The organism is Luteolibacter ambystomatis, from assembly GCF_018137965.1.
GTDB classification, from domain to species: Bacteria; Verrucomicrobiota; Verrucomicrobiia; order Verrucomicrobiales; family Akkermansiaceae; genus Luteolibacter; species Luteolibacter ambystomatis.
In genome coordinates this window covers 2,806,140-2,829,763 of sequence record NZ_CP073100.1, presented here as the reverse complement: position 1 = coordinate 2,829,763, position 23,624 = coordinate 2,806,140, and the positions used below count along the sequence as shown (strand labels likewise).

Below are 23,624 nucleotides of genomic sequence, written 5' to 3'. Positions count from 1 at the left end.
TGGGGATCGCTCTGAATGTCGATTGCCGGTCCGCCCTACCCTTGGTCCCAATCGATGGGGATGCGCATTTCCACGGAGGTGCCTTCACCCGGGGTGCTGGAGCGGGAGCAGGTCCCACGGACCTGTTCCAGGCGGCTGCGGAGATTGAGCAGTCCGTCCGCCCCCACCGCGGCCGGGGCTTCGACAAATCCCGAGCCATTGTCGCGAATGACGATGACGCAGCATCCGTCATTCATCGTGACCTTCAGGGAGACTTCCGAAGCGTGCGCGTGCTTGATGACGTTGTGCAGGATTTCCTTCGAGGCGAGATAGAGGTGGTGGCGCACGGTCGGTGGCATCGCCAGCGCGGGCACGGTCTCCGGTACGTCGAAGCGGCTGCGGAGGCCGGCGCTGCGGGTATAGTCCTGAACAAAGGCACCCAGGAAGGAGACGAAGTTGTCGAGCGTGTCCTGGGTGGGATTGACCGCCCATACGATCTCGTCCAGCGCGCGCGTGGTCTCGCGGGCCGTCTTGAAAATCTCCTTGAGATACTCGCCGGCCCGCTCGGGGCGCCGGATCAGGTTGCGTTCCACCAGTTGGCTTTGCAGCGCCACTTGTGTGAGGCTGGCTCCGACATCGTCATGCAGATCCCTCGCAATGCGGGCTCTTTCATTGTCCACGGCTTGGCGGCGTTCCAGAGCCTCAATGCGGAGCGCGGAGCGCCTGCGCTCCGCATGCCTCGCGAGGAAGACGATCGTGCCGGCGAAGATCGCCACGGCTCCGAGCCTGAACCACCAGGTTTGCCAGAAGTGCGGGGCGATCATGATTTCCACGAAAGCAGGTTGTTCGCTCCACAGTCCATTGCCGGTGGACGCCTGCACCTCGAACCGGAACGTGCCGGGTCCGGGATTGCGGTATTCCGCCGAGCGCCGGGTTCCGGACTGGACCCATCCGGAATCGAGCCCGGTCAGCTGGGTGCGGAATTTCAGCCGGTCGGGATCCTTGAAGAAGATGCCGGAATATTCGAACTCAAGACGTTCGGTCCCCGGAGGGAGCTGGATCTTCTCCTCCCGTAGTTCCACCGGGTTGCCATTGGCGAGGAGCTTCACGAGGAATACCGGCGGCCGCGAGGTGTCCGGTTGGAAGTCGTCCGGCTGCAACCGGAAAAACCCGCGGACCGTGGCAAAGGCCCATGAGCCATCGGCACATTTGACCGGCGGGGCGATGGTGCATTCCTCCGAGAGCAACCCGTTCGAGTGATTCACCAGAATCGGATGAACCTCCGTCCGCCTGCCTTGGCGAACCTCATCCACCTCGGCCCGGTTGATCGCCGCCAGTCCGCGATGGGTGCCCAGCCACAGCCACCCGCGGTCGTCCGTGGTGATCTGGGAGACGCTGTCGCTCGGCAACCCATCCTCGCCGGAGATCGGGACAAAGCGGTCGCCGCGAAACAGCGCCACTCCGCCGCCATCCGTGCCCACCCAGAGATGCCCATCGGGATCGAGATAAAGCGTCCGGATCACCTCGCTCAGCAATCCGGTCTCACGTCCCAGCCGTGACCAGACGCCATCCTTTTGCCGGAACAGGCCATTGCCGCGGGTGCCGACCCATACCGTGCCGTCCTTCTCCACCGCGAGCGCCTTGATCGGTTCGTTCCGGCCGCCATATTCCACCTTCTCGATCCGATCCCCGCGTATCCGCAGCAGCTGGCCGAGGGTGCTGCCCATCCACAGGGTCCCATCGCCGGTTTCCTCCATGGCCCAGATGGATGCGGAGTCCGGGATGGGGAGGTTCTGCTTGATGGGAACGGCGGATTCCTGATCGGGGTGCCATTTGTAGAGTCCCTTCGCTCCTCCCAGCCATAGGGTTCCATCTGTGGTGCGATAGAGGAGATTGCCGAAGACTTCCGGACCGAGCTCGGGATTTTCATCCAGGCGGGAGATGCGTTCGTCCTGCCAGACGAGGAAGCCATTGCCCTGGGTGGCGAGGAGGAATTTCCCGGGTGAGATCTCCAGCAGGCCGCCCAGATTGTTCGAGACGCGGGCGGCCTGCGGATCGTCCACGATGCCGAAGCGGATGCGCTGCTCCGACATACGGTACAGACCGTAGGTAGAGGTGAGCCAGATCTGGCCGTCCCGGGTGACGATGACCGATTCCATCAGGTCCGGGCTGTAGCCGGGGGTGGGGGCCGGTGTGATGAAGCGCCCGTCCTTGAAGCCATGGAGCCCTTTCCGGTACACCGCGATCCAGATCGTGCCATCCGGGGCTTCCGCCAGCGTGTTCACCAGGCCTCCGGTCCCTGCCGGCATCTCGTGGGAGGTCCATACGCCCGCGTCCCGGCACCACAGCCGGTCTTCGAAGAATGCCCACAGCCGCCCTTTATGATCCACGCACATCGCGGTGGCATTGGATGTCCCCCCGGGATCGGCTTTCCACTGGCCGTCCTGCCACCGTCTCAGACAGCTGTGGCCGATCCCCCACAGGGTGCCCTCTCCGTCGCGGGCTATCGGCAGGATCGGTTCTGGTTCGGTTTCGTTCTTTGGTGGAGCGATGAAATGGTCGTGATCGAAAAGTGCCAGTCCTCCCCAGGTGTTCGCCAGCAAGCGGCCCTCAGGATTGAGTCCGAAGCCGGTGATCCACTCGGACGGCAGCCCATCGGTGCGGGTGTAGGTGCGCTCGATCCGGTTGTAGGCCATCACGCTGATGCCACCACCGATGGTGCCGATCCATAGTTTGCCTTCCGCATCCTCGTAAAGCGCGCTCACCACCGGCGCATGGAGGCCGTCATGAACGGTGAAAGCCTTGAAGGAGGAGCCATCGAACCTCAGCAGGCCGGCATCCGTGGCCAGCCAGATGAATCCATCCCGTGTCTGGAGCACCGTGCGGACGCGGTCGTGCAGGAGGCCTTCCCGTGTCGTCCAGTTGCGGAAGCTCATGTCCACCGGCTCTTCCACCGGACTCGCGGCGGTGGCCGGGTGTCCCGCCATGAGGAGACAGAGCGCCAGCAGACGGGAAAGCATGGTGGGAGGATCGCAGGAAAGCACGGTCCTTTGCAAGCGGGTCCGGGCAAGGTCGTCCATGGGCAGTTTTGCCGACTATGGGAGCTGGCTGAGGCTGGCATGATGGTCCAACCAACAATTCATCCATCCTTGCGGGGCGCCTTTGTCTGCTCCGGATGTTTTTTCTCCCACCCTTATGCTCCGTTTTCTTCTTTCCTTCTTGTTTCTGGCGGCGGTGGCCGGGACCCGTGCCGCCGAGGTGTCTGTCATTCCACTGCCAGCGGGCAACCTCGAAACCCAAGGGGAGTTGCTGCTCCCGCTTGACGCGCCGGTGAAAGCGCCAGCCACGCCGGCTGGTGAGCGGGCCGTGCGCCTGGTGGTGGAGGCTCTTGGCGGAAACGTACGAAGGACGGAGAACAAAGGGGGGCCGGGGGTGGTGTTTGAACCTGCGGCCGACACCAAGGACGAGGAGGCTTACACACTGGAGATTACTCCGAACGGCGCAAGGATCCGGGGTGGGGAAGCGGGCCTCTGCTACGGAGCGACAACCCTGGCCCAGTTGATCGCGAAGGCACCGCGGGATGGCGGTCATTTCCGGTTGCAATGCCGGACCATCACGGATGCCCCGCGCTTCGGGTGGAGGGGATTCATGCTGGATGAGAGCCGCTATTTCGCCGGGGAACAGGAGGTCAAGCGCCTGCTGGACGCCATGGCGCGGTACAAACTGAACCGCTTCCACTGGCATCTCACGGATTCGCCCGGATGGCGGATCGAGATCGAAGGATACCCGGCGCTCACCACCATCGGGGGCCGTGGCAATGAGGCCGATCCCGAGGGCAAAGGGGAGGCGGAATTTTATACGAAGGACCAGATCCGCTCGATCGTGCGGTACGCCAGGGAGCGGAACATCGTGGTGATTCCCGAGATCGACATGCCGGGACATGCGGATGCTGCGGTGCGCGCATATCCGGAACTGGGTGGCGGTGGATACAAGAAGCCTGCGGAGCCTTTGAAATGGCCGCGGTTCACCTACAATCCTGGATCTCCGGCCGTATGGGAATTCCGCGCCAAGGTGTTCCAGGAGGTGGCGGAGTTGTTTCCAGAGGCCGGGATGATCCACTTCGGCGGGGATGAGGTTCACTTCGGCTGGGGCGGGTGGTCGTCACTGCCGGAAGTCCGGGGGCTGATGCAGCGTGAGAATCTTCCCGACAATGCCGGAGTGGAGGGTTGGTTCGTCCGGGACACGGCCTCGCTGATCCGTCGGATGGGGTTGAAGGCCGGTGGCTGGGACGAGATCGCGGCGCAGGGATTGCCTGTCGATGGCACGGTGGTCTTCTGGTGGCGTCACGATCAACCCCAGGTGCTCCAGAATGCCCTGCAGCGCGGGTACCCGGTGGTATTGTGCCCGCGGCGGCCGCTGTATTTCGATTTCATCCAGCATGAGTCCCACAAGTCCGGACGCACGTGGAAGGGCTTCAATCCGCTCGCGGACGTGTATGGATTCCCCGATGCCCTGGGGCTGACAGCGGAGCAGGAGTCCAAGGTTCTCGGCATGCAGGCGTGCCTGTGGACGGAAAACGCGGCGACCACCCGGCGCCGTGAGTTTCTCACCTGGCCGCGCCTCATCGCGATGGCCGAGGCGGCATGGACCCCCCGCGAGCGCAAGGATCTCGCTTCATTCGAAGACCGCCTGCGGGCGGAGCTGCCGGTGCTGCGGACCGGGGGAGTGGTTCCGTATGATCCATTCGCGAACTCTCCGGAAGTGACGGATGAGGGGGCGAACGCGACCCATCTGGATCATCCCTGAGCACGGGCGGAAGAGCCGCTGTCGGTGCTTTCCGCGATGAGAGCTTCCAACTTCCGGCGTCTGCCCCGGCTCCACTTGCGCGGGGACGTTCCGTAGTAGGTGAGAAACAGGCGGCAGAGGTTCTTCGCATCGCTCAGGCAGGTCCGCTTCGCCACCTCCTCGAGTGATAGTCCGGGGTCGTCCAGAAGCTGCATGGCGGCTTCCAGCCGCAGGCGGGTGATTTCCCTCACCAGAGTGATACCGGCTTCCTGGAGAAGGGCCTTCTGCAGTCCGCGCGGAGTGAGGCCGGAGACTTTCGCCACATCCGCCACCCGGATCGGTCGGGCGAAGTGTTCCCGGATGTAGGTCATCGCGCGGCGCACGCCGGGGTGCGGCCCGATGTAGAGCGAAGTGGAGGCGCGGGTGTCCACCCGCGAGGGGGGGATCAGCAGGGGGGAGGATGGCTTTCTCCCACCCCGCACAAGGCTGTCCAGCAATTCCGCCGCCGTCCTGCCGACCTCCTTCAGATTGGTATCCACGGAAGAGATTTCCACCGTCGAGGCACTCAGCAGATAACGCTGGTTGTGGCTGCCCAGGAGGGCCAGGTCTCCGGGTATGTCCAGACCGATGCCGGAGGCCGCAGCCATCAGGTCGAGGGCGCAGCGGTCGTCATCCGTCATCACGGCTGCCGGCAGCGGCAGTTCACGGAGTTTCGCGATCATCCATGCGCGGACCAGGCCGCGCGGTGGAGCTTGGTTCCGGGAGAGCTTCGGGTGGTCTTTCATGAAGTCGAGCACCACGGGTTCCCGGCCGGACTTGAGAATGGTGCGAACGAATCCACGCTGGGTCGCGAGGGCGTCACTCCCGGACGACAGGCGGCAGAAGACGAATGTCGGGCGCCCGACCGAGAGCAGGTGCCCGGCTCCCAGGCTGCCGGCGGCTTCCGCATCGCAGCTCACCATCGGATAGTGGGAGGTCTCGCGTGCGAGCTTCGGGAGACCGGCGTCCAACATTCTCACCACGGGACATTCCAGGCGGGCGAGCCAGTGGACGATCTTCCGGTTGCTGGCGGTGGCGAGCACTCCATCGAATCCGGAAGCGGGTGGCAACTGCCCGTGGTGGAGGACGGAGAGATCCACGTTCCATTCATTGGCGCGCGCCCATCCGATGATGCCTTCCAGCAGTGCCGGGTCCTGCATGCCGAGGGCGAGCAGCATGACCGGCGGAGATTTCCCGCCGGCGGGAATGGGATGGGCGCGCGCCTGATGCCTTTGGAGGGAATGGTGCATCAGGGGAAGCTCAACGCCGGCGGCGCAGCATCAGGGTGGTGCAGCCCGCGAGAGCGAGGAGGGAGGAGGACGGCTCGGGCACGACGGAGAGGCTCCAGTTGTCGATTCCGAATGAGTATCCACCCGAGGATGTCGAGGCGGAGGCGAACTTCCAGCCGAGGGTATTGCCGACGTCCGCGGCTTGAATGGTATAGGAAAGCGTCCCGACGGCGTTCTTCATGCGCCAGTCGGTGATGGCGCCCGCTCCGGTGGCCGCCGTGCCCGCGTTGTCCCATTCGGGGAACGTGGTGGTCGAGACGGTGGTGGAGGGGACCACCGTGGCATTGACGGTGAAGGAAACATTGTCCGAGTGGAAGTTCACGCTTCTTCCGTCCAGCCGGAAGACGAGGGTCAGTTGCTTGCCCACATCTTCCGCGTCCACGGTTCCCAGCGAGGTGACCAGCGAGCCGGTGTTGTTGCTGGCCGGCACATTGACATTCAGAAAGCCGTCTCCCGCTCCATCTCCGAAATCCGGACTACCACTGGCATTGTAGGAGAGGGTATAGCCGCCGGCCGCGGTATAGTTGGCGAGCGTGTTGGCGGCGAAGGTATCGTTGATGGCGACGATCGCGGCATGAGTGCCGCCGGTCATGGCTGCACAAAGGAGCAGGGGTCTTATGGCCATATGAATGGAGTTTGGGGGCATGTCTCCGGCCGCGCCGGCACCATCGATCATCTCCATCACCGTCCTGCCATCCAATGGGCAAAACTGCCCGGAACTCTGCGGGTGTTTGCGGCATCTTCACCGGCGGGCGTGAAGACTCCGGCCGGATGCGCGGCCAAGGCGGCCGGAGGTGTCAGGCACCCAGATACTTCGACACCGCGTGGGTGCGGGAATGCACGTGAAGCTTCCGGTAGATGCTCTCGATGTGGCGCTGCACCGTCGAGTAGCTGATGCCGAGTTCGGCGGCCACCTCCTTGTATGCAAACCCCTGCACCAGCAGTTCCAGCACCTGGATCTCACGCGGTGAGAGGGACTCCGTCTCCGGAGTCCGGGCGCGTGCCTTGTTGAAGGACTGCACCACCCGGCGGGCGATGGAAGCCGTCATCGGAGCTCCGCCTGAAAAGACATCCCGTACCGCGTTGACCAGTTCGCTTGCGGTGGGTGGCTTGAGAAGGTAGCCGCTGGCACCGGCCGCCAGGGCATCGAAGATGATTTCAGAATCCTGACGCACGGTCAGCATGATGATCTGGGGTGGATTTTTGCGCGAGGTGAGCTGCCGCACGCAGTCGATTCCCGTCATGCCCGGCAGGTTCACATCCATGAGGACCACCTGGGGGGCCAGCTTTGGCAGGTGGGTGAGGGCTTCCTCCGCACTGGCGAAGGAACCCACGCATTCGAAATCATCCTCTTCCTCCAGAATGGCGGAGAGACTCCAGCGGATGCGGGAATCATCCTCGACCACCGCGATGGTGATCGATGGTCGCGGGGACGCCGGTTTCGGTTTGTCGTGGGTGCTCATGATCGGGTCAAGTATCGCGATGCCGGGATCAGTTCGCAATTCGGCAATTCTGCCCATCCCCGCACTTGGAGGAGCCGGGTTCGGGATTGTGCCGTGGTGGAGGGTTCACGAGGCTGCCGGCATGGCGTGGATCGGTAGTTTTGCCCAGTTGTTCCCGTTCCGGGCGGGCATAGCCTGATGACAGGCATCAGGCGGTCGGGGTGAAAAATCCGGCCTGCTGTCCAAACCCACATCCTCCCTTTTTCCGATGTCCCAAGAACCCATGGCCGCGATGGCCCCACGTCGTTCCTCGCCGCTTTCCTTCTGGCGCAAGCTGGGAGGAGGATCGTTGTCCGTGTCGATCATCGTTCACGCCATCCTGCTCTCCATCGGCGTGGTCTGGATCTTCCAGACCATCCCGGCCAAGGAGGCGGAGATCGATTTCATGCCGAAGGGGGGCGGCGGTGGATCGGCCGGAGTCAAGGAGATCAGCAACAAGAAGCAGCGTGCCACCATGTCGATGCCGAACGCCCCGCGCATGGCGGCGAAGGGGGCGAGCAGCAGTTTCACCCTGCCGGAGCCGGATGCTTCCGCCAGCATGTCTTCCGTGGGAGCGCTGAGCAGCGGCGGTCTTTCCGGTGGTCTCGGCGGCAGCGGTTCCGGGGGAGGGCGTGGCGACTGCCAGGGGGGATGGGGCCGGGCATCGGCGGCGGGGCCTCCGGTGGCGTGAATCCCTTCGGCCTGCTCGATCCGAACGCAGGGGCGATGATCGGCACCTTCTATGACATGAAGCAGACCGACAAGCGGCAGTCCACCGATGTCACGCCCGCGGACATGGTGAAGATCGTCCGCGAGTTCGTGAACGACGGCTGGCGCGAGAATTCGCTGAGGAAATACTACCAGGCTCCGCAGAAGCTCTATCAGACCCGCGTCTTCATCCCGAAGATGTCCGCGGACGCCGCGCCCGCCGCCTTCAAGTGCGAGAAGGAGGTCCAACCGAGCCGCTGGATGGTGCTCTACCGCGGCAGCGTGATCCCGCCGAAGACCGCGCGCTATCGCTTCGTGGGTGCGGCGGATGACATCCTGGTGGTCCGCTTCAACCGCAAGACCGTGCTCGACCACGGCTGGACCTCCGGCACCACGCCCATGACATTGTCCAACGAGGACACCCGCGCCGTCCTGCGCGGGGAGAAGGAAAACCGCGATCTCGAAAAGGAGATCCGCCGCGACTATCCGATGAAACGGCCGGTGACCTACTATCAATATGAGGGGTTCGCATGGAACGATGCGATCGGAGGCCTCGCTGTCGGGGCCGAGTTCGAGGCGAACGCCGGATCGGAATATGAAATGGAGATCCTCATCAGCGAGGTCCCGGGTGGTTCGTTTGGCGCGCTGCTCTACGTCGAGGAAAACGGCGCGACTTATCAGAAGGATCCCACCGGTTCGCCGATTCTGCCGTTGTTCCGTTTGGAGGGCTCGCTCCCAACGCCGGGCTCGAAGAGTGCGGCTCCTTCCTTCGATCCCGGTGGTCCGGTGTGGAAGCTGGGCAAGAAGTCCCTTGGCGGCCCGGGGATCTGAAGGATGTGGCAGGGATAAAAAAACGGCGGCCGGGAGCCGCCGTTTCCTTTTTCTTTTTCTTCCGGACCGCCGTGTCACTCACCGCTTGTCCCGGCCATCCGCAGGCGTGCGAAGTGGCTGGGGCAGCCGTTGAGCGGAATGGTCACGATGATGGTGTCCGGAGTCCCGCCGTTTTCGATCACTTCCACGCCGGGGCTGGAGGTGGCGGTGGTGGCTCCGATGACGAAGACCTGGGTCCACACGCCCGGTGAATCGCCCGCATCCACCAGCAATTGCCGGCCGGAGTTCTCGGAGGCATCGTCGCGGCTGAAGGTCACGATGAAGTTGCCGCCGGATTGCCGCGTGGTGATGCCGGTTCCGGAAGCGGACGAATTGGCGGTGGCCGGATCCGTTCCCAGCGCCAGGGCCAGCGTGCTGCGGGCGGCGGTCGCATCGTTTCCGGCCGGAGCGTTCGACGCCATGAAACCGCTGCCGATCGTCAGTTGCAGGTTGTTTCCTACGATGGATACCGTACCGGAAACCCCGGCTGGCAGGTTGACCGTGCCGGGTGTGCCGGAAATGGAAGATGCGGTCGCCAGCACATAGGTTCCGGCCGCGGGTGTGGACGCCGCGCTGAGGTCGATGATGTTTCCGCTATCCAGCGTGAGGATGCCGGCGATGGTTCGTGTCACCTGGGCGCCGGGGCTGGCGGCCACATCGAATGCGAGGTGACCGCTGGAACGCACGATGAGGCTGCCACCGAGATTGCCTTTCAGGGCCAGCGTGGCATTGGCCTTGGCGTCCACTGCGGTGGCGCCCAGCGAACCGGTGACCGCGAGCGTGCCACCCTCCAGCGTGGTCGCACCGGTGTGGGTGCTCGCGCCGGAGAGTGTGAGCGTGCCCGAGCCGGACTTCGTGAAACCGCCGGTGCCGGAGATGGGCAGGGCGAGGGTGCCGGAGAATCCGTTCGTGTTGAGACCGCCGCCGCCCGTGCCGCACTGGAAGGTGAAGGGGCGCCCGCTGGTGATGATCAGCGTGGGAATGTCCGCGGACAGCTTCAGGGTGCCGCCATTGGTGAGGATCAGGTTGGCGGATCCCGTGCCAGTACCGCTGGCGGCATTGCTGAAGCCCCTGCCGGTCGTGAAGATGCCTCCATTCACCGTCAGCGTGCCATTGCCCGCGCCGGTGCCGCTGCTGGCCGCCAGCTTGATGTCCGTGCCGCTGGTATAGGTGAACGATGCGCCGCTGTTCACGGTCAACTGGGCATTGGCATAGGAAGCCAGCGATTGGATGGCCATGCTGCCGCTCTGGGTCCATGCTCCACCGGAGTTGAGGGTGACCGTGCTCAGGGCTGCGACCGACAGGCTGCCGTTGTTCGTCACCGTGCCCGCCACATTCAGGGCGTGGGCGGCGGTGCTGTTGTTCGCCAGAGAGATCGACTTGCCGCCCGCTGTTGCGAGGGTCGCACCGCCCAGGACATTCACCGTGGCTCCGGCGTTGATCGTCCAGCCGCCGTTCGCCGCCGATTGATCGCCGTTGAGCGAGCAGGTGCCTGCATTGGCCGTGGTGGTGCCGGAGTAGGTATTCGCGCCGGAAAGCGTGAGCGATCCCGTGCCAGCCTTGGTGAGCCCCTGGGTGCCCGCGAGCACGATGCCGATGTTGGCGCTGCGGTTGTTCACTTGGATGGTGGGCGTGCCGGAAAGAGTGGAAAGCGTGAGCGTGCCGCCGCTGCCCGGATTCAGGGTCCAGTCGTGGCTCGGCGTGGTGTCGCCAAAGATCAGAGTGCCGATCTTACGAGCGCCATCGAACGTGACGGTGGCATTCGCGGTGAGATTGAGGGTGCTGAAGTCCGCCGTCCGTCCGGGACCGTTCGCCATGACTTCGCCACTCCAGTTCGCGACGGTCGGCCAAGAGCCACCGTTCGCATTCGTCCATGTGCCGTTGTAGTAGAGGGTGCCAACGGTGATGGTCAGCGTGGCATCGGCGGTGGCTCCCTGGCTGTCCGTGGCTCGGACGGTGAAGCTGTTGGAGCCGACGTCGCCAGCCACGGGAGTCCCGGAAAGCGTGCCATTTGCCGCGATGGCCAGCCAAGTGGGACCGCCCACCTTCGAGTAGCTGAGCGTATCGCCCGCGTCCACGTCACTCGCGGTGCCCGCGAGAGAGCTGCCGTAGGCAACATCCTCGGTGGCATTCGCGCCAATCACCGGATTGGAAGGGAAGGCCGGTGCATCGTTGGTGTTGGCAACGGTGATGGCGAGCGAACTGTCCGCGGTGGCACCCGCCGCATCGGTCACCCGGATGACGAAATGGTTCATACCCACATCGTCATTCGCTGGAGTGCCGCCCAAGGTGCCATTTGCGGCCACGTTCAGCCATGCCGGGCCGGAGGCTTTGCTGAACGTCAGCGTATCACCGGCATCGATGTCGCTGGCGTAGCCGGCCACGCTGCCGCTGAAAGCCGCGTCCTCGGTGGCACCGGCACCCGTGATCGGGTTCGCCGTGAACGTCGGGGCATCGTTGACAGGCGTGACTGTGACCGCAACGGTGGCTGTGGCGGTGCCATCGGTGGAGTCTGTCACGGTGTAGGTGAAGTTGTCCGAGCCGTTGTAGTTCGCCGCCGGAGTGTAGTGCACGTTGCTTCCCGAGATCGTCACGGAACCGTGCGCGCCTTGGGTCACGGAGGACAAGGACAGCGTGTCGCCGTCCGGGTCGCCGTCATTCGCCATCACGGCGAAGGTGCTCACGACGTCTTCGGCGGTGGTCACGCTATCGTCCACAGGCAGCGGCGGAGAACCCACGGTGAGGATGCCCTCGGTGGAGAGCTTCCCGGTGTGCCAGCTCAAGCCGTTCGGCAGGGGGGGCAGCGTGAAGCCGCTGAAGCTGCTCGTGTAGGCGCCGGCACTGAATAACTGGAACGTGTCTCCCATGACCAGCACATCCGTGCCAACATCGGTCACGGTGAGAGTGCCGCCACAGGTGAGGGTGGTCACGCCCTTCAACCGGGTGTTGGAGAGCGTGGCACCGGTCCGGCCAAGGGTCATCACCGTGTTGCCCGCGAGGCTGACGGCATTGTTCACGGTCAAGTCACCGGCCGGAGCGAGCGTGCCGCCACTTTGCACGGTGACCGCGCCGCCGATTGCGCCAGAACCGCCGAGGGTCGCACCGCTTTGAACGGTGACAGCACCGATGGAGAGAGAGCCATTCACGACCAATGAGCCACCGCTGACGTTGGTTGCGCCAGTGTAGGTGTTCGCGGCGGTGAGGGAGAGCATGCCCGCGCCCGACTTGGTGAAGCCGCTGACGCCGGTGAGCGGCAGATCGAGGGAGGTTGCGAAGCCATTGGTGTCGATCACGCCGCCGCCGGTGCCGAGCATGAATTGCACCCTGGTGGACAGCGCGGGAATGTTCGCGGCGAGTTTGATCGTGCCGCCGTTTTGCAAGGTGACCCGGCCATAGCCGGTGGTCGTCGTGGTCTGTTCGAATCCGGCAGTGGTGGCAAAGAGGCCGTCGATCGTCAGGTTCGCCGGGCCGCCGCTGCCAGGCGCGCCGTTCACTTTCACGGTGGAGCTTCCGTAGTAGGAAAACACCGATCTGTTCTTCACATTCATGGTCGCTCCGTAGCCGCCCTGTGCAGCAATGCTCATGGTGCCGCTTTGATCCCAGGTGCCACCGGTGTCCACATTGAGCACACCCGGGCGGCCGACCAGCAGGCTGCCGGCGTTCACGACCGCGCCCGCGGTATTCAAGGTTTGGCTTGAGGTGCCGGTGGCTCCGATGTTGCCAATGCGGATTTGCTTGCCCGCGTTGACAGTGAGCTGACTTCCCGCGGCGTAGGTGACGGTGGTGGCGGCACTGGAACCGGGACCAATGAGCCAACCACCGGTGGCCGCGTTCTGGTTGCCATTGACCGTGACCAATCCGGAACCATCACTTGCGGTCGTGACGCCGGTATAGGTATTCGCTCCCGATAGCGTGAGCGCTCCGGCACCGGTTTTCGTGAAACCTTGGAAGCCCGCAAGCACCGTGCCGACAGTGGCGGTGCCGTTATTGACCTGGATGGTCGGATTCCCGGTCGTCGTCAAAAACTTCAGCGTGGATCCGTTCAAACTCCAATTGTGGCTGGGAGTGGTATCGCCGAACTTCAGTTGGCCGACGGCATGAGTCGAATCCAGTGTCACAACCGCGTTTGAGGTGAGGTTCAGCGTGCTGAAATCCGCGATCCGGTTCGCGCCATCGGCGATGGTGGCCGCGTTCCAGTTGGTGACGGTATTCCACGTGCCACCCGCGGCATTCACCCAGGTTCCATCTCCTGTATTGACGTTCACAGCGATGGTAAGCGTGGCATCCGCGCTGGCTCCGGCGGAGTCCGTGACCCGAAGCGTGAAGGACTGTCCGCTGTCATTACTGCTCGTGGGAGTCCCGGAGAGCGCACCGTCCGCCGCCACGTTGAGCCACGCCGGGCCTGCGACTTTGGTGAACGTGAGGGTGTCGCCCACGTCCGCATCGCTTGCGTCGGTGGCGACGCTGGCGGAGTAAGCGGCTACTGCCGTGGCATCCGCCTTGGTGAGAGCTGGGTTCGCCCACACCGGCGCGTCGTTCACGTTGGTGACATTGAGATTCAAGGTCGCCTGGGCATAAGCCCCGGCACCATCGGTGGCTTTCACGGTGAATGTGTTCGCTCCGACATCACTGTTGGAGGGCGTGCCGCTGAGTGCGCCGTTCGCCGCCACTTGCAACCAGGTCGGGCCGCTCACCTTCGTATAGGTGATCCAGTCGCCGGCATCCGCATCGGTGGCCGAGCCTGCCAAGGTGCCCGAGTATCCCGCATCCTCAGTAGCCGAGGGCTTGGCGATGGGGGAAGTGGTGAAGGTCGGTGCGGCATTGGTCTGCCCCACGGTGATGGAAAGCGTGGCATTGGCCTGCGCTCCGTAGCTGTCCGTGACCCGCACGGTGAAGGTGTTGGTTCCCAGGTTGCCGCTGGAGGGAGTTCCACCCAAAGTGCCATCCGCCGCCACTGTCAGCCACGCCGGGCCGGAGACCTTCGCGTAAGCCAGGATTTCCGAATACCCCGAATCCGTGGCAACGAGTTTACCCACGACAGAGGTGTTCACCACCGCTCTCGCCTGGATCGGATCCGAAGTGAAAACCGGTGCCGTGTTCACTGCGGAAACGACAACCGCTGCCGAGTCCACGGACGATGTCGCCGAGATCACCGCGTGGGCGCTCAGACTGTGGCTGCCCAGCGTGGATGTCGTCCAAGTCACGGCATAGGGCGCGGTGGCGTCCTCCCCGATCGAGGTGGTGCCATCAAAAAATTGTACCTTCGCGATGGTGTGGCCGTGGCTGGTCACGTTCGCGGCAACCGTTTGGCTGGTGGGTGCGTTCACCGTGGTGTTGTTCGCGGGTGCCGTCACCACCACCTGCGGCATGACCCGGCGCAGGACCAGGTTCTGCGGGGTATCCCGGTAGGACAGCGACACCGTCGTGCCGCCGGCATTCGGCGTCACGGTGACGCTGTAGGTGCCCTGCTGCGATTCGAGCGTCCACTCACCGGTGAGCGCGAGTTGGAAGGCCGCCGTGTTTTCCGTCTGCGAGGAGTTGATGCTGAGGCGCAGCAGATCGCCATCGGTGCGCCAGATGTAGGCTCCGGCACGATTCACGGTGGCGATTCCACCCATCTGCACCGCTTCGTTTGGATCGAACACCGCGATGGCGTTGGTGCCGGTGGCGCGGTCCTGGTAGCGGTGCATCCTGGTGCTTTTCGTGACCGTGACCGGAGCGGTGGCCGGACTGGCCATGGCGGTGGCGTAGTTGTCCAGACCACCCGGCTGCGGCTTCACCAGCACCGTGTAGGTCAGAGCCTGATTGGTCGCGGACGCGCCGTGATCGAACCACACCCGCGAGTAGTTCGCCGTGGTGGGCGTGAACTCGTTCATGCGGGCGAGGAAATCCGAGGCGTAGGTGAAGGTCGGCGCGGTGCCGGTGCCGGTCCACTGGCTGGCGAGCGAGTAGGTCCAGTCCTGGTTGCCGCGGCGGGCCTGGATCTGCGGGGTGGCCGCGTCCGCATGGACGTAGTAGGCGTTGCCACGCGGGTCCACGATCTTGTGGTTGCCACCGGCGGCCAGCGTCCAGGTGCCATCGGTCGATTTGGAGGCGCCGTCGAGCAGCAGCGGCTCGGAGGCCGGGGTATCGTGTGCGGTCTGGATCAGGCCGGTGTGCAGTCCATTGCCGGTGACATTGTTGGTCACCAGCACGATGCGGTTGCCCAGGAAGAAGGCGCTCTTGCTGGCCGTTCCTTCATTCATCCACACGCCGCAATCCCGCAGGTTCGCGCTGCCCGTGAGATTGCTTTCCCCGCTGAAATAGGCCCAGACTTTCCAATCGAGGAGATCGCCGGGCGCATAGTCCGGGCAGGTCACATTCGGGTAGTAGCTGGGGTTCCAGCCCTCATAGCGGTAGCCGGAGTCCACCTCGTTCGGCTTGCGGCCGTTCTTGCCGGTGGTGATCAACTCCAGCGATCCATGCAGCATTTTTTTAATGAAATGAGGCGGCAGGCCCATGTCGGAACGGGACTCGGCGCCGGTCCAGTGGGTTGGCTGGCCGCGGAGCGAGACAACCCAATCGCCCGGTCCGCGCTGGATGGAGGTGCCATTGGTGGTGCGGGAATAGTGTCCCTGGAGGGTGGCGGTGTAGAGCGGTGAGGTGGGATCGGGGTCCGCGGGCGGCGTGATGGTCCGCCATTGGGTCGGGAGTGCCGTGCTGCCCACACCGGTTTTGGAGATCGCGGCATAGGCCATTTCCAAATCATCGGCGATGGGGGTGCCATAGTAGGCACTGGTAAGGTTGGCTGCTTTGAGGGCGAAGTCCGGTCCATTGCCCGCACCACCGTCGCCCAGCGAGGTGCCGGACGGGAAATTTCCTTCCCTGATCTGGTGCAGTGGATTCAGTCCACCGGTGGTGGTGAAGCACCACGCCAGCGAGGCCCGGCGCATGTTCACGATGGCCTGGGCCGTATAGGCGCTGGTGAACCCGGCCGTGGTCCAGTTGGTGTGCATGACCAACTGCCCGGCATAGGAATAGGAGGCATAGTTGCTGGCGTAGCCGTTGTGGTGGATGATGGAACCATCGAGCGGCACCAGCGGCGAAACCGGGTCATTCTCCCGGCCGATGGTCGAGACATCCATGCCGCGGCGCAGCCGCCTGATGAGCTGCCATTTCGCAGGCGTGTCCGACATCAGCGCGAGTGCCTTGTTCGCGGTCGGGTAGTAGTTGACGTAAACGTCGGTGGAAGACCATGAGTCGTCCGGCAGCAGGGTGGAAAACCCGCAGACATGAGCGAGGCTCAGCGCGTAGAGATCACGCTTGTCCGCGGAGAGCTTGTCGATCATCCGCAGGGTTTTCCAGCCATGATCACGCCAGAGGTAGCCATTGCCCACAGGTAGATAACCGGGCGCCCTGCCCCCTGGCAGGTAGTTCAGATCCAGGAAATGCTCGATCAGGTCGGAGTATGTCTGCTCGAGCTGTGGGGCTTGCCCGGTGTTGGCTTTCACATAGAGGTCCGTGAGACGCTCCACCTTGAGGGTGAAGTCGGCGTAGAAGCTCGCGGGCTTGGTCACATCGGGCTGGGCGACGGCGGATTGATCTCCATCCATCACAATGTCGCGACCGCTGAGAACCCCCGTGGTGGGATTGCGGCTCAGGCTGAAGTAGGCGGGCATCGCCGTTACCTCGTTCATCTCCGCGGGGGTGAGTCCCGTTCCATTCGGCGTGATCATCCCCTGCGGATAGCAGTCATCGAGCTGGTTGATCGAAGCGAGCTGTTGGGACGTCAAGCTGGATGGCAATGGCTCCGCGCCCGGGTAGTGGGTTTGCAGGTCCCAGTTGTAGGTGGGGGTGGCCTGGGCCACGAAGGGCAGCAGTTGCAGGACGATTGCAGCCGGGATGGCTGCCGTGGTGTGTAGGGTATTCATGGGTGGGTGGCGGTGAACGAAATGCAAGAGGGCCGGGAAAATGAAATGCGCCGGTCTGCCACGGGGCATACCGGCGCACAGGCGTGTGGGTTCCAGTGTCCGCCTTTCCCCGGAGCCGGACCCTGGCAGGGGTGCCGTGTCAGGTCATGGACTTGCCATGCGGACCCGGCGGCGGGCAGACGGGATGGAAGGCTTTGAACCCATTGCGCCGTGGATCGTGGAGAGGCGTGCTACTTTCTGCCATGGGCAATTCTGCCCACGGCGCGCGAGGGGGGAAAATAGCATGCGCCGGCTTTGTTCCCCCCCTTGGATCGGGCAAAGCCGGCGCATGTGTTGCACCTCATGACGGGTCTCTCCGAGGAGACGTCATGGCCTGGAAATCATGCCATGCCGGATCAGGGCGAGACGATCACCCGGACGCGGGCGAAGAGCATCGGAGCGCCGCTCGTGGGGATGGTGACCACGATGGTGTCCGGTGCGGTGCCGTTTTCCGTGACCACCACTCCCGGAGTGGAATTGGCGGTCGTGTCCGCGGCCTGGAAGATCTGCGGCCAGGTGGCCAGATCGGTTCCGGCTTCCACCACCAGGGTGATGTCCGATGTTTCCGAGGAGTCGACGCGGTTGAAGGTGACGATCAGGTTGTTGCCGGATTTCTGGGTCTGGATGCCGGAGCCGCTGTTGGCGACCTTCGGATCGGTGCCGAGCACGAACTCGACACCATCGGCGATGCCATCATGGTCGAAGTCCGCGTTCGGATTGCCGCTGAGCCCGAGACCCGCGGCCCACGAGGCGAACGTGCCGGAGGCGGGTTGGACGGTGATCTGGCCCACACCGCTGATCGATCCCGGATGGGTCGAACTGCTGTAGGTGCCGGCGGACAGCGCGGTGCCGTTGATGGTGAGAGCTTTCACCGTGTCGCTGCCCAGGAAGTTCAGATCGAGGGTGGCACCGGTGGCGATGGTCACCGAGGAGTTGTCATCCAGGTTGGCGGCGGACAGTGAAAGCGTGCCGCCGGTGACGGTGGTATTCCCGGTGTAGGTGTTCGCGCCGGTGGTGGTCAGAGTACCCGTACCCGCCTTGGTAAGACCACCGGTGCCGGTGATCGGAAGATTGAGCGTGGTCGAGAACCCATTGGTGTCCACGATGCCGCCGCCGGTGCCGACCTGGAAGGAAGTTGCTCCTCCAGCGGTCGTGAAGAGATCGGCGATGTTGGCGGACAGCTTGATCTTGCCACCATTGGTCAAGGTCACCTTCGAGACCGAGGAGGCATTGAACGTCGAGTTGGCGTCGTGGAGTTTCGCGCCGGTGGTCAGGACTCCGCCGTCGATATTGAGGAAGGCGTGGGTGCTGCTGGAACTCAGCAGGAACTGGGTCGCGGAGGTGTAGGTGAAGGAACCTCCGGAGGTGATGCTCAAGGTGGCCGTCACACCGCCTTGGGTGGCTACGGTGGCGGCTCCGTTCTGGGTCCAGGCTCCTCCCACATTGAGAGTGCCGCCACGACCGGCGAAGAGCGTGCCGTCGTTGGTCATGGTGCCGTTGGCAGTGAACGTCTGGAGCTGGAAGTTGCCGGCGGCAGCGGTATTACCGAGCTGGACGGTCTTTCCGGAGGCGACCGCGGAGGTGGAACCGGCATTGAGGGTGACGGAGGTGACCACCGTGTTGTAAGTGGTGCCGCTGTCACCGTAGCCACGGAGGATCCAGGAGCCGTTGGCGGCGGCCTGGTTGCCGGAGACGGTGACCGCGCCGCGGTCTACGGTCTTGTTACCGGTGAAGGTGTTCGTGCCGTTGAGGGCGAGGGTGCCGGCACCCAGCTTGTTCAGGCCGCCGGTGCCGGTGATGGCGCCGCCGAAGGTGAAGTTGCCGCTGCCCGCGGTGGTGAGCGTGTTGGCTCCGAGCGCCAGGCCGTTCACGGCGGTGAGCGTGGAGCTGGAGAGGTTCGTCCACGTTTCCGCGCCGGTGGGCACGAGGTTCACTTCCTGACCCGCGGTGGCGGAGCCGAAGGTGGTGTTACCTGCGGTGGCATTCAGCGTGATGCCGGAGCTTCCGACCGTGAGATTGCTGGTGGTCCCGCCGCCTGCGAAATTGAACGCCACCGGACTGCTGATGGTGAGCTGGGAAACGGCTTGGTTCCCGCCAAGATCCACCTGCTGGGTGGTGGTCAGTCCGTTCGCTCCGAAGAGCACGGCAGTGGTCGCGACCGGGCTGTTGGTGGGGTCGATGGCGGCATTCGAGGGGTCGACGGTCCAGGAACCGCTCGAACCCCAACTGGTGCCGGTGCCATCCCAGTAGAGATCGGAGGCGGTGTTGGTGTTGTTGATCAGGCCATCTCCGGTGATGAGGCTGGATTCATAGTCCGCTCCGAGGGCGGCGATGGAGCCGGTGCGGCCCCACTTGCCGGTGGCCTTGGCCACACCGTCAATGCGAAAGGATCCGACAGTATCGGTGCCGGTGTAGTTCAGGTTGAGCACGGAACCGGTCGCCACGGAAAGGGCGGCGGTGTCGCTGAAGCCCGCGCCGGACATGGAGAGCGTGCCAGCGGAAACGGTGGTTGCACCGGTGTAGGTATTCGCGCCGGTGAGGGTGAGGGAGCCGGTGCCCAGTTTCTCAAGGCTGCCAGTGCCGGTGATCGGAAGCGCCAGGGTGGTGTTGAAACCATTGGTGTCGGTCTTGCCGCCGCCGGTGCCGAGGGTGATATTGAACGGACGGGTGTTGGTCGTGGCGAGAGTGGCAATGTCAGCGGAGAGCTTGAGCGTGCCGCCGTTGGAGAAGTTCAGATTGGCGGCACCAGCGGTGCCACTGCTGCTGTTGTTGAAACCCCTGCCGGTGGTAAAGGTGCCACCACTGAGATTCAGAGAGCCGCTGCCACCATTGGAACCGGGGCTGGCCGCCAGCGTGATCGCCGTGGAACCCGCGTAGGTGAAGGAGGCTCCGGTGTTCACCGTCATCTGCGCGGACGCGAATGAGGTGTTGGGCTGGATCGTCATGCTGCCGTTCTGGGTCCAGGCGGCTCCTGAGTTGAGATTCACATTGCCCGCTGCCTGCACTGAGAGGGTGCCGCTGGAAGTGACCGTGCCTGCTGCATTCAACGTGTGGCTGGCCCCGCTTTCGTTTGCGAGCGTGATGGACTTGCCGCTGGCCACCGCGATGGTGGATCCCGCTTGGAAATTGACCGTGGCACCGGCCCGGATGTTCCATCCTCCGGTGGCGGCGGACTGGTTGCCGCTGACGTTGACGATGGAGTTGGCAACCGGATCGACTTGGAAGAGACCGGTGAAGGTGTTCGCTCCGGTGAGATTCAGCGTGCCCGCGCCGGCCTTCACGATCGTCTGGGTACCTGCGATCGGCGCGTTGAGCGTGACCGCGTCCGCGGCGGCGACGGTGGTGATCGTGGGATTGCCGGTGGTGGTGGCGAGGGTGAGGGTGCCGCCGGTGCCCGCGTTCACCGTCCAGGTGTTCGAGACGGTGGTGGCATCCCCGAATTTCAAGGAACCGAGGGTGTAGCTGCCATCGAGGGTGGTGACGGCATTGGCGGTAATGTTCAACGTGGAGAAGTCCGCGAGATCATCGGCCGCGAAGGCTGGCGCGCTGCTCCAGTTGCCCGCAGTGGCCCAGGAGCCTCCGGCGGTATTCGTCCATGTGAAGGTGGTGGCGGTGGCCGATCCGGCGGCCAAGGCGAGGAAAATGGCGATGAGGGGTTTGGGGTACATTACGCCGTGAACCATGGCTTCGGCTCATTTTTCGCGTAATTGGCAATTCTACCCATGGCCGCATGGGTCGTTCCGGTCCACGATGAAACGGGGCGACGGATGTGGACATGCATCCCTTGGTGACATGACGAACCGGACCTCTTGGAGCCATCTTCCAATCCTGCCTCGAAAGCAACCTTTGGTAAACGTCGCTCAGGTGGTGACAAACGTTGCGCCGGGTTCTTCCGATGCCCGGATGATCTGGTGCAGGGGAAGGCTCAATGCCGAGGAGAGACGTTTGAGGGTATCCGCCGTGGGTCGCCTGGCTCCGTCCTCGATGTAGGCGATGCACGTCCGGGAAACCCCCGCCCGCTCCGCCAGTTCGATCTGGGAAAGGCCTCTTGCCTCGCGGATGCTCCGCAAGGTGCCGGCCAGTGCCTTGAGGAAAAGATCGGTTTGTTGGGCGACGGGGTCCACGGGCGGATGTCCGGCTCAAAGGATGCATCTCACCGGATGCTGTACACGGTGCCGGTGACGTTGCTCTTGACCGGGTTGCCGTCCTTGTCCTCGAGGTCGTAGCCGACCTGGAGCTGCATCGAGGGCTTCATGCCTTCCAGCGCCAGCTCCACCGTCCTGCCATCCGACGACAGCGTGGCGGAGGTCACCGTCACCTTGTCGCGCTGCTTGACGTTGTGCGACTCCTTGGTCATCGCGGCTTCCTCGGCCGCCGCATCGCGGTGGTCCACCGAGAACTCGCCCGAGCCATACTGGCTGGAGCGCACGTAGTTCCACCGCAGCACCGCGTAGCTCGCCGGGTCCTTCGCCAGCTCCGCGTCCAGCGGCTGGGCGAAGTGCAGCTTCACGCCGGTCCTGCTCACTTCATACTTGTCCGGTGCCGGAACCGGCTTGCCGGTGTAGCGCACGCGCTGGAACGCGCACTCGGTGGCCGCATTGGTCTGCCAGCCGCGGAAGCCCAGCACGTACATCGAGCCGTCCGTGGCGAAGCGCGCGCGCATCGCCGAGGACTGGAGCTTGATTGGCAGCTTGGAGACTCCGGCCTGCAGGCGGTCGCCCGCCCGCTGCGGCAGCACCCGGTAGATCGAGGACTGGCCGTAGGAGAGGTGCAGCATCTCGCCGGGATTGACCCCGAACTTCGCGCCTTCCGGCACCCACACCTGGGAGGCGCCGGAGTTGTCCATGTCCATCGGCAGGTAGCACAGCGGCTCGGTGTAGGGCTTGCCCTTGCCGAGCTCCTGGCGGGTGGGCTCGCAGCCGAAGAACACCGGCAGCTCGGAAGCGCGGGCGAAGTTGATCTTGCAGGCCGGTTCCCACGATCCCTCGTTCTCACCGGCGCTGATCTCGCCGTTGGGGCCGACACCCACGCCGCCGGGGGCGCGCAGGCCGGTGGCGACGACTTCCAGCTTCTTCCCGTCCGCGCTGACCTTGTTGATGGTGCCGTTGTTGGGCAGGGTCTTGTCGAAGCCGCGGCCGCCGGACTTCACCGGGCCGGCCTTGGAGAAGTAGAAGTTGCCCTGCTTGTCGGTCTGGAGGTCGAAGGCGAACTCGTGGAAGTTCTCGGTGACGTAGACGTCGCGGTTGAAGGCCTTGAACTGGTCGATCTCGCCGTCGCCGTTGAGGTCGATGAGCTGGGTGATCTGGTCGCGGCCGTTGACGTGGATGATGCCGTTGACGACCTTGACGCCGAGCGGCTCGAAGAGTCCGGAGGCGACGCGCTGCCAGACAAGCTGCTTCCAGTCGCCCTTGAGGCCCTTGACGACCCAGACGTCGCCGTTCCAGGCGGAGAGGGCGGCGCTGTCGTCATCGATGAAGTCGAAGCCGCCGAAGCGCAGGTTGGCCTTCCACGGGTTGCCGGTGGGCAGGGTGGCGATGTCGGTGGCGTAGGGTTCCCTGGTGTCGGTGGAGACCTTGCCTTCGGTGGTGATCTTGTCCTTCCACAGCGGGGCGCCGCCCTTGAGCAGGGTGGCGAAATCGGGAGCCCCGGCGGGCTTCGGCTCGGCGCCGCGGGCGTAGGCGACCTGGGCGGTGGTCTTGTCACCCTTGGCGAAGCGCAGCAGCAGGCGGCCCGGGGACTTGGGGTCGGCGGCGAGCTTGCCGCCTTTGGTCGTGACAGTCAGGCCGTCCTCGGATTTGGCGGAGAGGCCGTCGGCGGCGACGGTGAAAGGCTTGGCCTCATCGGCGGCGACGGTGGTGAGGTCGCTCTTGCGCTCGGCGAGGTCGAAGGAGCGGGTGACGGTGCCATCCCTGGCGGAGACGGTTTCGAGCACGCGGCTGCCGAGCACGGTGTAGTCGAGCACGATGGTGGAACCGGAGCGGAAGTAGCCGTTGAAGCGGGCGTGGTCGAAGTTGCCGTAGCCGGGGATCTTGCGGGAGTCCTCGAAGGAGCCCTTGGCATCGGCCCATTTGGCGGTGCCGCGTGCGGTGTTGAAGACCGGGGTTTCATCGGCGAGGGCGACGAGCACGGCGTGCTTGCCGGTCCACGGGGTCCCGCCCCAGTGGACGAATCCGGAGTAGGCGTTGACGAGGCCGAGGGTCTCGGTGTCGAAGAGGGCGTGGGACTGGCCGTCGCCGAGGTCGAGGAGGATGCCCTTGACGGCAGCCAGGCGCTTCTGGCCCTGGAAGGTGTCGTCGAAGGTGTTCGACCACGCGGGGCCGATCTGCATTTCTTCATACCAGTTCGCGGCGTGGAGGGCCGCCGTGCTGGCGGCCAGCGTGGCGAGGCAGGTGGTGGTGCGGAGCATAACGGGGTAAGCGGACGAATAAATAGGCGGAAAGGGCCAATAACCGCGGCCCTTGGGCATACTTGGAAGACTTGGGGAGGTTACGGAAAAATCGACGGAATGCGCGATTCGCGCACTG

At 64.3% G+C, this 23,624-nt stretch carries 11 protein-coding genes; 3 read left to right on the top strand and 8 right to left on the bottom strand.

Annotated features, from left to right (window positions below; all coding sequences use genetic code 11):
* Positions 1-35: 35 nt before the first annotated feature.
* Positions 36-2,999 (bottom strand): sensor histidine kinase, encoded by a 2,964-nt coding sequence (locus tag KBB96_RS10780; RefSeq protein ID WP_211629417.1) that lies wholly within the window; start codon positions 2,997-2,999, stop codon positions 36-38.
* A 175-nt stretch (positions 3,000-3,174) separates the two neighbouring features.
* Between KBB96_RS10780 and KBB96_RS10775 the strand changes: the two genes are divergently transcribed.
* Entirely contained in the window at positions 3,175-4,785 is a 1,611-nt protein-coding gene (locus tag KBB96_RS10775; RefSeq protein ID WP_211629416.1) for a beta-N-acetylhexosaminidase, read from the top strand.
* Here KBB96_RS10775 and KBB96_RS10770 read toward each other — a convergent pair.
* From KBB96_RS10770 to KBB96_RS10760, 3 genes are all read right to left on the bottom strand, one after another.
* Positions 4,776-5,981, bottom strand: coding sequence for a substrate-binding domain-containing protein (locus KBB96_RS10770; RefSeq protein WP_211629415.1), 1,206 nt, complete (start codon positions 5,979-5,981; stop codon positions 4,776-4,778). The two genes, KBB96_RS10775 and KBB96_RS10770, sit on opposite strands and share 10 nt — an antisense overlap.
* Before the next feature lie 82 nt (positions 5,982-6,063).
* Positions 6,064-6,684, bottom strand: a complete 621-nt coding sequence (locus tag KBB96_RS10765) for a PEP-CTERM sorting domain-containing protein (RefSeq protein WP_211629414.1) — start codon at positions 6,682-6,684, stop codon at positions 6,064-6,066.
* 205 nt (positions 6,685-6,889) lie between these two features.
* Positions 6,890-7,555 carry a response regulator transcription factor gene (locus KBB96_RS10760; protein WP_211629413.1) on the bottom strand — a complete coding sequence of 222 codons (666 nt, stop codon included), beginning with the start codon at positions 7,553-7,555 and terminating at the stop codon, positions 6,890-6,892.
* A gap of 247 nt (positions 7,556-7,802) precedes the next feature.
* Here KBB96_RS10760 and KBB96_RS10755 point away from each other — a divergent pair, with 247 nt between their 5' ends.
* Both KBB96_RS10755 and KBB96_RS10750 read left to right on the top strand, forming a co-directional pair.
* Positions 7,803-8,264 (top strand): hypothetical protein, encoded by a 462-nt coding sequence (locus KBB96_RS10755; RefSeq protein ID WP_211629412.1) that lies wholly within the window; start codon positions 7,803-7,805, stop codon positions 8,262-8,264.
* Positions 8,225-9,112: a hypothetical protein gene (locus tag KBB96_RS10750; RefSeq protein WP_211629411.1), complete on the top strand. Its 888-nt coding sequence runs from the start codon at positions 8,225-8,227 to the stop codon at positions 9,110-9,112. The genes KBB96_RS10755 and KBB96_RS10750 overlap by 40 nt, the downstream gene beginning before the upstream one ends.
* Before the next feature lie 74 nt (positions 9,113-9,186).
* Here KBB96_RS10750 and KBB96_RS10745 read toward each other — a convergent pair whose 3' ends face one another.
* The 4 genes from KBB96_RS10745 to KBB96_RS10730 all read right to left on the bottom strand — a co-directional run bounded on the left by KBB96_RS10745 (position 9,187) and on the right by KBB96_RS10730 (position 23,506).
* Positions 9,187-17,061, bottom strand: a complete 7,875-nt coding sequence (locus KBB96_RS10745; RefSeq protein ID WP_211629410.1) for an Ig-like domain-containing protein — start codon at positions 17,059-17,061, stop codon at positions 9,187-9,189.
* A 395-nt stretch (positions 17,062-17,456) separates the two neighbouring features.
* Positions 17,457-20,768: a beta strand repeat-containing protein gene (locus KBB96_RS10740; RefSeq protein ID WP_211629409.1), complete on the bottom strand. Its 3,312-nt coding sequence runs from the start codon at positions 20,766-20,768 to the stop codon at positions 17,457-17,459.
* A gap of 192 nt (positions 20,769-20,960) precedes the next feature.
* On the bottom strand, positions 20,961-21,224 hold the full coding sequence (locus KBB96_RS10735; protein WP_211629408.1) for a helix-turn-helix domain-containing protein: 264 nt from the start codon (positions 21,222-21,224) through the stop codon (positions 20,961-20,963).
* Positions 21,225-21,253: 29 nt separating this feature from the next.
* Positions 21,254-23,506: a DUF6797 domain-containing protein gene (locus tag KBB96_RS10730; RefSeq protein ID WP_211629407.1), complete on the bottom strand. Its 2,253-nt coding sequence runs from the start codon at positions 23,504-23,506 to the stop codon at positions 21,254-21,256.
* Positions 23,507-23,624 lie beyond the last annotated feature (118 nt).